We start from the raw sequence: 12,692 nt of genomic DNA on the forward strand, positions 1-12,692 counted from the left end.
CAGCCCGCATGCGTGAAACGGGATCGGCTCGCGGCGAAAACCCGGGGGCGTGATGCCTCGGCGTTCCACCTGTCCGTTACCTGATTTTTACCCTGTTCGGGCGTGTACACGAGTGGCGCCGATCTGCAACACGCCCAAACATACGTCCCTTTTTTGACATTCGCGTGCCCGACCGGAAGATTGGGACGCGTGCTGTGTTTTTCGAGGGGACCGGTCAGACGGGCTGACCATGGGGTAGTTGGTCTAATCGGGCCGCGCTTGCGTCGTCGGCCGTTGGATAACCGCTTATTTTAACTGAGTTTTTGCGAACGAGGTCAGATTTCCGGCGAGATCGCCGACTTGCGCGAGTTCGACCGCCCAGCCCGCGGCGCGCCGTTTCAGGGCCGGATAGTGGCGCTGGAATTCCGCCCAGTCCGGCTGACCAGCGCCGTTCCACGCGTGCCAGAAGCGCTCGAGCGCGGCGCGCGCGTCAGTTGGGAGCGTGCGGGTGTAGTGCGCAAGTGCGGCGTCGAGCTTTGGCAGATGGGCGTCGTCGGCCTGCGGGTAGATGTGCCAGACGAACGGCTTGGCGGCCCACTGCGCGCGCACGAACGAGTCCTCGCCGCGTACGAAATTGACGTCGCTTGCCCATAGCAGTGCGTCGTAGCCAGGCTGTTCGGTGAACGCGAGCGCGTGCGCGCTGAGGTTGCCGAGCGTCGCATGGGTGCCCGCTGCAAACGACGGTAGGCCGAAAAAGCGCGCCAGCGCGCCGGAAATGCGTCCTTCGGGCACCAGCAGCACGATCGGGCTTGCGTTGTCGCGCCATTGTTCGAGCAGGCTGTCGACGGCGGGGTTTTCGTAGGCGAACAGCGACACGACCGTCGCGTCGGCGGGCGGCGGCGCGTGGCCCGTGACGTTGCGCCACCAGTCGGAGCGCGCGGCGGGCGACGCTTCGAACGCGGCGCGCGCCGCGTCGAGATCGCGCTCCTTCAGGACGCCACCGGTGCCGGGGCCGAGTCCGGGGAAAAAGAAGGTCTTGCTGAGTGCGTAGCGCGGATGCGGTGATGGCCGCAGATGAAAATCGGCGATCCAGTCCTCGGCGCTCAGATATTCGAGGTTGAACCAGAGCGGCACGCACGCTCGCTCTGCCATCGCCGCGATATAGACGGGCGGCAGTTCGCAGGCGAACGCCTCGATCACGACGTCGGCGACTTCGAGCGTATCGCCAGCGTGGGACGGCTCGTGCCAATGCTCGACGACGATGCCGTAGAGCGTCTGCCGCGCACGCTCCAGCTCGAGCGACGGGCACAGCCTCCTGAACGCATGCAGATCGTCGACGAACACGCGCACCTGCCAGCCGTGCTCGCGCGCGAGTTGGCGCGCAAGGCGCCAGCACACGCCGATGTCGCCGAAGTTGTCGATCACCGCGCAGAAGATATCGCAGGCGATCGGGTTGGCAGGGGCGGCGGGTGATCCGGAATCGGGCGCGACGGAGGACATGGCGGCTCGGCTGGCTCGGTGACTCCGGCGAACGGAGCGGGTTCGAACGAACGCGTAATGTTCTAAACTGGCGATTCTAAAGCCTCGCTCGCGATCGCGCGCGCCCTTTGTCCGCCATGCGGGCCGCATCGGCGACACGCGACATGACCCCCGGCGCACGATGCCGGGCACCCGGCGGTGCAATCGGTGCAATCGGTGCAATCGGTGCAATCGGTGCAATCGGTGCAATCAGTGCAATCAGTGCAACCGGTGCAAGCGGCGAGGCAGCGCGAGACAGTCCCACCCCAATCGATCCCGCATGACCGAACCCGAAGCCAGCGACGCCCCCGACACCTTCGAGCCGAAAACAGTGCTCGCCCAACTGCCGCATCTGCCCGGCGTCTACCGCTATTACGACACGAGTGGCGCGGTGCTCTACGTCGGCAAGGCGCGCGATCTGAAGAAGCGCGTATCGAGCTACTTCACGAAGACACAGCTGTCGCCGCGTATCGCGATGATGGTCACGCGCATCGCGCGCATCGAGACCACGGTCACGCGTTCCGAGGCCGAGGCGCTGCTGCTCGAAAACAATCTGATCAAGGCGCTCACGCCGCGTTACAACATCCTGTTTCGCGACGACAAGTCGTATCCCTATCTGAAGCTGACCGGCCACAAGTTTCCGCGCATGGCCTATTACCGCGGCTCAGTCGATCGCAAGAACCAGTACTTCGGCCCGTTCCCGAGCGCGTGGGCGGTGCGCGAGAGCATCCAGATCCTGCAGCGCGTGTTCCAGCTGCGCACCTGCGAAGACTCGGTGTTCAACAACCGCACGCGGCCGTGTCTGCTGCATCAGATCGGCCGTTGCACGGCGCCGTGCGTCGCGAACATCAGCGAGGAGGATTACGCGCGCGACGTCGCCAACGCGTCGCGCTTTCTGCTCGGCCGTCAGGGCGAGGTGATGAAGGAGCTCGAGCAGAAGATGCATGCGTTCGCGAGCGAGTTGAAGTTCGAGCAGGCCGCGGCGGTGCGCAACCAGATGAGTTCGCTGTCGACGGTGCTGCATCAGCAGGCAATCGAAGTCGGCAGCGACAGCGACGTCGACATTCTCGCGGTAGTCGCGCTGGGCGGCCGCGTGTGCGTGAATCTCGCGATGGTGCGCGGCGGACGACATCTCGGCGACAAGGCGTACTTTCCCACGCACGTGGAGAGCGCGTTGACGGCGGCGGAAGGCGGGCTCGAAGAAGACGGCGATCAGGACGATGCATCGGCGGATGCACGAGCGGTCGCGCCATCGGCCGCGGCGGCGAGCGCCTCGGCCGATGCGCTCGCGATCGCTCAGGACATGCCGTCGGAAGACGAGGACGTCGATGGTAGTGAAGAAGACGCGATCGACGAGGCTGCCGAAGCGACTCCGGACGCCGTCAGCGACGAAGGCGCGGACGAAGGCACCGACGGGAACGCAGGGTCCGGCCCCGCGGCGAAGCGCCGCAACGGCCGCGCGCCAGGCGGCATCGAATCCGAAGTGCTCGAAGCGTTCATCGCGCAGCATTACCTCGGCAATCGCGTGCCGCCGGTGCTGGTGGTCAGCCACGCGCCGGCGCGCGAACTCGTCGACGTGCTGATCGAGCAGGCGGGCCACAAGGTGACCGTACTGCGTCAACCGCAAGGACAGCGGCGCGCGTGGCTCGCGATGGCCGAGCAGAACGCGCGGCTCGCGCTCGCGCGCCTGCTCTCCGAGCAGGGCTCGCAGCAGGCGCGCACGCGCGCGTTGACCGACACGCTCGGCATGGAGTGCGACGACCTCGCGCATCTGCGCATCGAATGCTTCGACATCAGTCACACGATGGGCGAGGCGACGCAGGCGTCCTGCGTCGTCTTTCACCACCACAAGATGCAGTCGTCCGAGTATCGCCGCTACAACATCGCCGGCATCACGCCCGGTGACGATTACGCGGCGATGCGCCAGGTGCTCACGCGCCGCTACGAAAAGATGGTCGCGCAGGCCGCCGCGAATGCGAGCGACGAAGCCGCCGAATCGCAAAGTGACGCGGCCGCCGATCCCGCGCTCGCCGCCGATGCCGCCGAGCCGGCCGCGGCCGGCGGCGTGCTGCCGACCATCGTGCTGATCGACGGCGGCAAGGGGCAGGTGGAGATCGCGCGGCAGGTGTTCACGGAGTTGGGGCTCGATACTGGCATGCTCGTCGGCGTCGCAAAGGGCGAGGGGCGCAAGGTCGGTCTCGAGACGCTGATTTTCGCGGACGGCCGCACGCCGCTCGAACTCGGCAAGGAAAGCGCCGCGCTGATGCTGGTCGCGCAGATCCGCGACGAAGCGCATCGTTTCGCGATCACTGGCATGCGCGCTAAACGCGGCAAGACGCGCCAGACCTCGCGGCTCGAAGAACTCGAAGGCGTAGGGGCGAAGCGGCGTCAGCGCCTGCTGGCGCGCTTTGGCGGCTTGCGCGGCGTGGTGGCCGCGAGCGTCGAGGATCTCGCGAGCGTCGAAGGCATTTCGCAGGCGCTCGCCGAGCAGATCTACCGGCAACTGCATTGAATTGGCGGGCCACGCCGCGCCGTGATCGGAACGACGGTTCGTCGGACCCGCGGCGTCGCGCTGCGGATGCGCTGGCTGCGAACCACGCGCCGGGGGCGGCTCGCTTGCCGCCCCCGCGCGGCCATGCCTGGGCGCGCTTGCTTGTGGCAGGCCCTGTGACACGGCACAATTGCAACTCACTCGTCAGACGCTGCGCCTGCCCCATGCCGTTTAATTTCCCGATATTCCTGACCTGGCTGCGGATCGTGCTGATTCCGCTCGTCGTCGGTGTGTTCTATTTGCCCGACATGATGATGAGCCCTGCGCACCGCAATCTCGCGGCCGCGACGATCTTCATCCTGGCGGCGCTCACCGACTGGTTCGACGGCTTTCTGGCCCGCAAATGGAATCAGACCTCGGCATTCGGCGCGTTTCTCGATCCGGTCGCCGACAAGCTGATGGTGACCGCGGCGCTGCTCGTGCTCGTGCAACTCACGCGGATCGATTCCGCGATCGCGCTCGTGATCGTCGGACGTGAAATCGCGATCTCGGCCCTGCGCGAATGGATGGCGCAGATCGGTGCGTCGAAGAGCGTCGCGGTGAACTCGCTCGGCAAGTTCAAGACCGCTTGCCAGATGGTCGCGATTCCGATGCTGCTGTTCTATGGCCCGCTGCCGCTCGGTGGCGGCGTGACGGTCGACACGCGCGTGTGGGGCCTGTGGCTGATCTATCTGGCTGCGTTCCTGACGATCTGGTCGATGCTGTACTACATGAAGCTCGCGTGGCCGCAGATTCGCGAGCGCGGCGGCATTGCGTGACGGTGTGAATAGAAGAGCACGGGGGCGCAAAAGTGAGTTCGAACCCCGCACTACTACGAGAGAAATATTTTCTTTAACACAGACGGGCAAAGGGGTTGACACGTTTCAGTCGATTATCCATAATCTCGTTTCTCCGATGCACGCAACGCGAAACACCGGAGACGCAGTAAAGCAGTAGCAGTAAATGCAGCACAACGCGGGAATAGCTCAGTTGGTAGAGCGCAACCTTGCCAAGGTTGAGGTCGCGAGTTCGAGCCTCGTTTCCCGCTCCAGTATTCGAAGCATCGCGTTGTTTGGCGAAGTAAAAAAGGCAGCGCGGTGAAGCAGTTCAATGCGGGAGTAGCTCAGTTGGTAGAGCGCAACCTTGCCAAGGTTGAGGTCGCGAGTTCGAGCCTCGTCTCCCGCTCCATACATCAGGGGAAGCAGCGCTTCCCTTTTTGTTTGGAAGGCCGCTCGTTCTGAACTTCCAGAGCTTCGGTTCTTCTGGTTATCACCAGATAAATCTGCGAACCCGTGTCCAGGTTCCAGTCCGCTTGTGGCGCGATAGCAAAGCGGTTATGCAGCGGCCTGCAAAGCCGTTTAGGCCGGTTCGACTCCGGCTCGCGCCTCCAGTCTTTGATGTAAAGCGAAAGCCCCGACTTGTCGGGGCTTTTGTTTTTCTGTTCCTCTCTTCGCCAGCCTTGTCGATCGTCGTCATCAAGGTGAGCGGAGCGGTCGATCCGACTGCGTGCCGCAGACGTTCCTCCGAATCGATCAGAAATTGAGCGCGGATTTGATTGACTGCACGGCAGCGGTGTTCAGGAAGCAGTAGTGCTCTTGCGGCGTACCGCCGGACATATACATCGACGAGCGAGAGAGGGCCATCGGGCTGGAACCAGACGCACGAGCAGGTGACGGTGCTGCGGGCGACGCCATCGCACATCTATTTCGAATCGAAGATCTCGGGTTCGACGCAGGCGCCACGCGAAGTGATCGCCGGAGCGGACTGGAGCCGCGAGCGCAGCGTGAACGGCACCGATACAGTCGTGAACCGGCCGTTCGCGTTTCCGTTGTCGCCGGGTAAGAGCGGGACGGTCGAATACGCCGGGCAGCATCCGAACCGGGTATTCGCTTCGCAGAAGTGGAACTCGCAGTATCGGGTGGTCGGAACGGAAACCGTCGAAGTGCCCGCCGGCAAATTCCAGGCGATCAAGATCGAAGCCGAAGGCGACTGGGACGCGCAACTCGAGCCGCGGCAGACGGTCACGCAAGCCAGCCAGGTCGAGCAGGGCGACACCGCGATGATCACGCATGCGCAGAAACTCGGTCCTGTTCAGGCGACGGGACGCACGTATAAGGCGTTTTGGTATGTGCCGGAAGTCGGCCGTTGGGTGAAATCGGTGGAAGAGTATTACGGCAGCAATGGCGTGAGAAACGAGCGCTATACGACCGAACTCGAGTCGTTTAAAAAGAGCGGGCAATAATCGGGTTCAGGCGTTTGATGCGTTCCCGCATTCATTGGGGCAGCGCATTACGCTCAACGGCGTGTCCGGCGCGCGCACGGGAAGGGCAACGCACGCCGGCGCGCCTCATCCAGGCCGGGCGATAGAATCGCACCGTCGTCATCGCCCGTTTTCATTGAAGCCGCATGTATTTCCAACTCACCGGCACTCAGGTCCGCCTGCTCGGCTCGATGCATCTGTTTCCCGCGACGAGCCGTCGAACGCCGCCATGGGTCGCCGAAGCCTATGACTGGGCCGACGCGCTCGTATTCGAGTCCGACCCAGCAACGATCCTGCCGTTTCTCAAAGCCGACGCACACCCCGACGCCGCGCAACTGCGGCCCCTGATGCGCGACGAAGCCTGGACGCAACTGCGGGCGCTGTGGCCGACCGATGGCCTGCTCGCGCCGCTTGAAACACTGCGTCCGTGGGCCGCGCTGATCGTCGCGCCGACGCTGCTGCAGCAGGTCGTCGAGGGTGTCGAGCCGCGCATGTTGCGCTCGGCGCTCGCGCAGGCGAAGCCGTATCGCTATCTCGAGTCCGCGCGGGACGTCGCAGTCGCGCTCGAATCGATTCCGCTCGAAGCCATTGCCGCGGCGCTCGACATGCTGATGGCCGACCGCGGCGAACCGCAGCGCACGCTCGAACGGATGCACGCGGCGTGGCTGGAGGGCGATCTGCACGCGATACAGCAAATCGCCGTCGAAGCGCCGATGTTCAATCTGGCCGGCATCCGTCAGGCGATTCTCGACGTGCGCAATCGCGCGTGGGCCGCGCGGCTGAGCGAGTTGCTGGACGTTCGCGAGCGCACGCTGGTGGTCGTCGGCGCGCTGCATCTATGCGGCCCCGGCAATCTCCCCGACTGTCTCGCGCGACCCGTGCAAGCGGTGTTCTGAACGCGTGCGCGGCTTTCGCGACTGAAGACAGCCGTGTCGACCGCCCGGATGCCAGGCCTGCGCATGCTCGATGACGAGGCGCGCGGCATAATTGCGGATCGTTGCCCGCGCTGTCGCGCATTGACCCTGAAAGCTACCGATGACTGAACCGCAACACCCCGCCGCCGCGCGGCTCGCCCAGATCGAATGGCGCTGGAAGCCGTTCGGGAACCTCACGAGCGTCGAAGTCTATGAGATGCTGGCCGCCCGCAGCGCGGTGTTCGTCGTCGAACAGAACTGCGTGTATGGCGATATCGATGGGCTCGACGTCGAAGCCTGGCATCTGCTTGCGTATGGCACCGGCGACGGTGCGGCGTTGCCGCCGTTGGCCGGCTATCTGCGCGTGTTGTTGCCCGTTGCGGCGGATGCCGATGTGCGCATCGGCCGGGTGTTGACGACCGCGCCGTTTCGCGGCATCGGTCTCGGCAATGCGATGCTCGAACGCTCGCTCGCGCAAATCCGTGCGCAGTGGCCCGATACGCCGATCCGTCTGCACGCGCAGGCGCATCTGCAAGGCTTTTACGGTGCGTTCGGCTTCGAGCCGGTCTCGGAGATTCACGACGAAGACGGCATCCCGCATGTGTGGATGCGCGCGCTGTGAACGCGAACGGGTCAGCGGGGCACGTTCGTGGTCGTCGACGCCGCATGCGTGAGCCCGCGCGCCGCTTTTGCATGCCGCTCGGCGCGCAGGCGTCCGCGAGACGACAGCCGCATCCAGTGACGCAGCGCGATCAGCGCGCCGACCACGCTCATCATCGAACCCGGAATCCATAGCAGGAGCCCGCCGATCTGCTGATCGCGCATCGGGCTCAGCCACGTGAACGCGCGGCCGCAGATCGAGTAGATCGGATACAACTCGTGCGTCGTAAAAAAGATGAATGCGCCGAGAACGATCTGCGGCGGAATCGCCGCGATCACGACGAGCACGCGCTTGCCCGGAGACAGACGCGCGGGCGGCGCCGGACGCGGATCGAGTACGAGCCACCAGAACAGCAGGCCGTCGATCGCCATGCTCCAGTTCATTACGCGATAGAGCCGCCAGTCGAGCATCGCGACGAAATGGACCGGCGACAGCAGCCAGAAATAGATCAGCCCGACGAATAGCGTGACCGCGACGACCGGGTGCATGACGACGTCGAGCGCCGTGCGCACGAGCGGTGTTTGCAGCGCGGGCCGCACGAAGCGCTGTCGCCAGCGCAACGGAATTCCCGCGCGCAACGCCGCGCCCGGATACGACAGCGCAATGAAGAACGGCCCGAGATGATGCAGCACCAGATGCTGCAAGCGATGCATGAAGAATTCATGCTCGAAGAAATAATCGAGCCGCGTATGCAGCACGACATACAGCGCGACCAGCCCGAACCAGAATGACAGACGCCGCGCGAACGACAGCCGCGCCTTGCGTGCGCCGCGCACGAACAGGATCGCGGGGATCAGCAACGCGATCACGACGGTCGGCGAAAACTCCCAGGGATCGAGCCAGTAGAGCAGGTTCATGGCGATGGCGCGTGCGGTGGCGGCGGCCCGTCGTGCCGCTTACTTGGTCTGGCCCGGCGACTTGACCGCGAACGGCGCGCTCACTGTTTCGCCGTCGGAGAACTTCAGCGTCAGACGCACGGTGTCGCCCGGCGCGACCTTGTGCTTCGCGTCCTCGAGCATCACGTGATAGCCGCCCGGCGCGATCGCGACCTGGCCATGCGCGGGCACCGTCAGCTTGTCGACCATCACCATCTTCTGCGTCGAACCGTTCGATACCGTTTGATGCAGCATCGCGTCGCCGTAGTCGTCGCTCGACACATCGACGAGGTCGATCGGCTTGTCGCTCGCGTTGACGAGCGTCGCATAGCCGGCCGCGGGCAGGTTGTTCGGCAGCCAGCGCACCCACGCGTCCTTGATGCTGATCGCGTGAGCATCGGCCGCTTGCGCGGCCGACGCGGCGCCGAGTGACAGCGCGAGCGCGCAGGCGAGGGAAGCGATTGGTTTGAGCTTGATCGTCATGATGGAATGGAGTGGGATCAAAGAAGAATCAGGATTGGTCATCGATGATGCGGCGCAGGTCCTGCGCGATCGCATCGGGCGTGTCGTGATCGGTGGCGAGCAGGCGCGCGCGGCCCCGGCTGTCGAACACATAGACGGCGGAGCTGTGCGTGACCTCGTAGTTGCCGTTCGAGTCGCGTTTTTCCATCTGATAAGCGACACGATAGCGCTTGGCCAGCGACTCGATCTGCCAGTCGGTGCCGGTCAGCCCTTCGGCGTGCTGTGCGTCGAACGCGCCGACATAGTCGTGCAAGGCCCGCGGCGTGTCGCGCGCGGGATCGACGGTGATGAACAGAATGCGCACTTTCTGCGCATCGGGACCGAGCTTGCCGAGCACCTGCATCAGACGGCCCATCGTTTCGGGACAGACGTCCGGGCAATGCGTGTAGCCGAAGTAAACCAGCGACGTGCGGCCCCTGAACGACGCGGCGTTGACGGGACGGCCGGTGTCGTCGGTCAAGGTGAAGTCCAGATCCGGCAGGTGGCCGGTCACGTTGGTCAACTGCCACGGCTCGGCGCGCTGTGTGCAACCGGTCAGCGCGGCGAGCGCGACCAGCGTGCCCAGCGCAGTTGCCGCCGCAAGCCGGCGTGCCAACCCGTGCATCAAGCGGTGCGTGAGTCGCTTGGGTCGTGAGTGGGACAGGTTCGGCCGCGGGCGCTGGGGTGGCAGGATCGGGAACAAAGCAGGGTTCAATGACTCGATTGAAGAGCAGGCAACACGAATCGATGGAGCAGGGGGCCGCACCGTCGCCCGATCATGCCGCGCAAGATTCGCGCGCGCCACGCGATTGAGCGAGAGCGTGCAACGATGTCCATCACGCCGACGGTCCGCGTGGCAGCGACTGTAGCGCAAAATTGGCGCCAGCGTCGCGCGGCGCGTCGGGCGCACGATTTGCGTGTCAATTTGACGCAGCTTGCTGAAAGCCGGTTGAAGCCCGATCGTTGCGCTTTTGAACGCAATCGACCGAAGCGGATGGATAGATCGCCCGTCGGGCTTGAGTCCCAGCTTACTTTCTCGAAAAATTGACGGATGCGCGGTAAGATGCGCACACTTTTCCGGCCATAGATGGCTGAAAGGCGAACCCAGGCGATGCAAGCACTTCCGGCTGTTCTGTCTCCGAGCGAGACGGCATTTTTCTTCGACTTCGATGGCACGCTCGTCGAACTCGCCCCCACACCGGACGGCGTGCTGGTGCAGCCGCGCGTGATCGACCTGCTGCGTGAACTGCGCAGTCTGACGAATGGCGCGGTCGCGGTGGTGTCGGGGCGCGGCATCGACAGCATCGACAGTTTTCTCGGCATGCCCGATCTGCCGGTCGCGGGTCTGCACGGCGCCGAGCGGCGCGATGCGAATGGCGACACGCAGCGCATCGGCTTTCACGACGAGCGCCTGTTGCGCATGGAGCAGGTGCTCGCGCAGGTCGTCAACGAACATCCGGGCATGCTGCTCGAGATCAAGGGCGCGGCGCTCGCGCTGCACTACCGCAACGCGCCGGACCGCGAGCCGGTCGCGCGCGAGGCGACCGAGCGGCTCGTCGCCGATTACCCCGCTTCTTACGTGCTGCAGCCCGGCAAGATGGTCTACGAGATCAAGCCGAAGGACGTCGACAAGGGCCGCGCGACGCGCGCGTTCCTCGACGAGCTGCCGTTCACCGGCCGCACGCCGATATTCGCCGGCGACGATCTGACCGACGAGAAGGGCTTCGCGGTCGTCAACGAGCGCGGCGGTCTGTCGATCAAGGTCGGCGCGGGCGAAACGATGGCGCACACGCGCGTCGAATCGGTGTCGTCGCTGCTCGACTGGCTCGAAACCATCGTCGCGGCGGCGCGCGGCGCATGACGCCGGTGGCCCCGTTCAACGAAAACAACATATTGCATCGGGAATCGCGCTTCATGAGCCGACTGATCATTGTTTCGAACCGGGTGGCGCCTATTTCGGAGGGCGGTCCGGCGGCGGGCGGTCTGGCGGTCGGCGTGTACGACGCGCTGAAGGAGACCGGCGGCATGTGGTTCGGCTGGAGCGGCGACGTGCTGAGTTCCGGCCAGCCGCAGATCAAGCTCGAGGAGCGCGGTCCGGTGACCTTCGCGACCGTCCCGCTGATGCGGCGCGATTACGACCAGTACTACCGTGGTTTCTCGAACGCGACGCTGTGGCCCGCGTTCCACTATCGATCCGACCTGCTGCATTACGACCGGCACGACTTCGAAGGCTACTGCCGCGTCAACGCGTGGCTCGCGCAGCAACTCGTGCCGCTCCTGCGCGAGGACGACGTGATCTGGGTGCACGACTATCACCTGATTCCGTTCGCTCAGGCGCTGCGCTCGGCAGGCGTGAAGAACCGCATCGGTTTTTTTCTGCACATTCCGTTTCCGGCCGCGCAGGTGCTGCTGACGGTGCCGCCGCATCGCGAGCTCGTCGAGGCGCTGTGTTCGTTCGACCTGCTCGGCTTCCAGACCGGTCCCGATCTGCGCGCGTTCTGCGACTACGTGATCAACGAGGCGGGCGGCTCGATCGACGCGTCGGCGAAAGGACCGCTGAGTGTGCATGCGTTCGGCCGCACGTTGCGCGCCTCTGCGTATCCGATCGGCGTCTATCCGGACGAGATCGCCGAGCTCGCGAAGGCGGGCGAACGCGGCAAGCCGGTGCGCACGATGAAGGCAACGCTGCATTCGCGCAAGCTGATCATGAGCGTCGACCGGCTCGATTATTCGAAGGGGCTGGTCGAGCGATTCCGCGCGTTCGAGCGCCTGCTCGAGCATACGGCCGCGCAGCGCAACAAGGTGTCGTTCCTGCAGATCGCCCCGCCGACGCGCGCCGACCTGCACGCGTATCAAGACATCCGGTTACAGCTCGAAGGCGAGTCGGGACGGATCAACGGACGTTTCGCCGAGCTGGACTGGACGCCGATCCTATACATCCACAAGCAGTACGAGCGCTCGGTGCTGGCGGCGCTGTTCCGCGCCGCGCACGTCGGCTATGTGACGCCGTTGCGCGACGGCATGAACCTCGTTGCGAAGGAATACGTGTCGGCGCAGGATCCGGAGAATCCCGGCGTGCTGGTGCTGTCGCGCTTCGCGGGCGCGGCGCAGGAGCTCGACGGCGCGCTGATCGTCAATCCGGTCGATATCGACGGCATGGCCGAAGCGCTCGCGCGGGCGCTCGACATGCCGCTCGCCGAGCGCCAGGGGCGCTATCGCGACATGATGGCGCAGCTGCGCGAGAACAACGTATCGGTGTGGCGCGATAACTTCATGCGCGATCTGCAGAGCGTCGAGGGCGCGAAGCGCGCCGGAAGCGGGAAAGCGCACGCGGCCACGGGTGCGGCGGGCGCCGCGCGCAAGAGGGCGGCGCGCGAGAGCGTGACCGGCTAAGCCAAGCCGGGCCGCGAGCCAGACAGCCAAAAGCCGCTCCAGGGAGCGGCTTTTTTTCAAG

General features: G+C 65.0%; 11 protein-coding genes and 3 tRNA genes. 10 read left to right on the forward strand and 4 right to left on the reverse strand.

Annotated features, from left to right (window positions below; genetic code table 11):
* Nucleotides 1–285: 285 nt before the first annotated feature.
* Nucleotides 286–1,479, reverse strand: a complete 1,194-nt coding sequence (earP, locus tag OKW38_RS24145) for an elongation factor P maturation arginine rhamnosyltransferase EarP (protein ID WP_429363344.1) — start codon at nt 1,477–1,479, stop codon at nt 286–288.
* 298 nt (nt 1,480–1,777) lie between these two features.
* On the opposite strand from earP, the gene uvrC reads away from it, so the two are divergent.
* The 8 genes from uvrC (at nt 1,778) to OKW38_RS24185 (ending at nt 7,823) form a co-directional block, all read left to right on the forward strand.
* Nucleotides 1,778–4,009, forward strand: a complete 2,232-nt coding sequence (gene uvrC / locus OKW38_RS24150; RefSeq protein ID WP_429363346.1) for an excinuclease ABC subunit UvrC — start codon at nt 1,778–1,780, stop codon at nt 4,007–4,009.
* 203 nt (nt 4,010–4,212) lie between these two features.
* On the forward strand, nt 4,213–4,806 hold the full coding sequence (pgsA, locus tag OKW38_RS24155; RefSeq protein WP_062127799.1) for a CDP-diacylglycerol--glycerol-3-phosphate 3-phosphatidyltransferase: 594 nt from the start codon (nt 4,213–4,215) through the stop codon (nt 4,804–4,806).
* A 196-nt stretch (nt 4,807–5,002) separates the two neighbouring features.
* Nucleotides 5,003–5,078, forward strand: a tRNA-Gly gene (locus OKW38_RS24160).
* A 61-nt stretch (nt 5,079–5,139) separates the two neighbouring features.
* A tRNA-Gly gene (locus OKW38_RS24165) sits at nt 5,140–5,215 on the forward strand.
* A gap of 128 nt (nt 5,216–5,343) precedes the next feature.
* Nucleotides 5,344–5,417, forward strand: a tRNA-Cys gene (locus tag OKW38_RS24170).
* A 279-nt stretch (nt 5,418–5,696) separates the two neighbouring features.
* Nucleotides 5,697–6,269, forward strand: a complete 573-nt coding sequence (locus tag OKW38_RS24175) for a hypothetical protein (protein ID WP_244144952.1) — start codon at nt 5,697–5,699, stop codon at nt 6,267–6,269.
* A 164-nt stretch (nt 6,270–6,433) separates the two neighbouring features.
* Nucleotides 6,434–7,183 carry a TraB/GumN family protein gene (locus OKW38_RS24180; RefSeq protein ID WP_187610819.1) on the forward strand — a complete coding sequence of 250 codons (750 nt, stop codon included), beginning with the start codon at nt 6,434–6,436 and terminating at the stop codon, nt 7,181–7,183.
* 139 nt (nt 7,184–7,322) lie between these two features.
* Nucleotides 7,323–7,823, forward strand: coding sequence for a GNAT family N-acetyltransferase (locus OKW38_RS24185; protein ID WP_429363348.1), 501 nt, complete (start codon nt 7,323–7,325; stop codon nt 7,821–7,823).
* A gap of 11 nt (nt 7,824–7,834) precedes the next feature.
* On the opposite strand, the gene OKW38_RS24190 is transcribed toward OKW38_RS24185, so the two are convergent.
* The 3 genes from OKW38_RS24190 to OKW38_RS24200 are packed head-to-tail and all read right to left on the reverse strand — an operon-like array spanning nt 7,835 to nt 9,863.
* Complete coding sequence (locus OKW38_RS24190; RefSeq protein WP_090801140.1) at nt 7,835–8,719, reverse strand: cytochrome c oxidase assembly protein; 885 nt, start codon at nt 8,717–8,719, stop codon at nt 7,835–7,837.
* Nucleotides 8,720–8,758: 39 nt separating this feature from the next.
* Entirely contained in the window at nt 8,759–9,220 is a 462-nt protein-coding gene (locus OKW38_RS24195; protein ID WP_090801139.1) for a copper chaperone PCu(A)C, read from the reverse strand.
* A 28-nt stretch (nt 9,221–9,248) separates the two neighbouring features.
* Entirely contained in the window at nt 9,249–9,863 is a 615-nt protein-coding gene (locus OKW38_RS24200) for an SCO family protein (protein ID WP_429363350.1), read from the reverse strand.
* Between the two features lie 486 nt (nt 9,864–10,349).
* Between OKW38_RS24200 and otsB the strand changes: the two genes are divergently transcribed.
* Both otsB and otsA read left to right on the forward strand, forming a co-directional pair.
* Nucleotides 10,350–11,099 carry a trehalose-phosphatase gene (otsB, locus tag OKW38_RS24205; RefSeq protein ID WP_090801136.1) on the forward strand — a complete coding sequence of 250 codons (750 nt, stop codon included), beginning with the start codon at nt 10,350–10,352 and terminating at the stop codon, nt 11,097–11,099.
* Between the two features lie 53 nt (nt 11,100–11,152).
* A complete protein-coding gene (otsA, locus tag OKW38_RS24210) occupies nt 11,153–12,631 on the forward strand; it encodes an alpha,alpha-trehalose-phosphate synthase (UDP-forming) (RefSeq protein ID WP_090805405.1) in 1,479 nt (492 codons plus the stop codon).
* Nucleotides 12,632–12,692: the final 61 nt, after the last annotated feature.

Source organism: Paraburkholderia sp. MM5496-R1, from assembly GCF_050436205.1.
Taxonomy (GTDB): domain Bacteria; phylum Pseudomonadota; class Gammaproteobacteria; order Burkholderiales; family Burkholderiaceae; genus Paraburkholderia; species Paraburkholderia tuberum.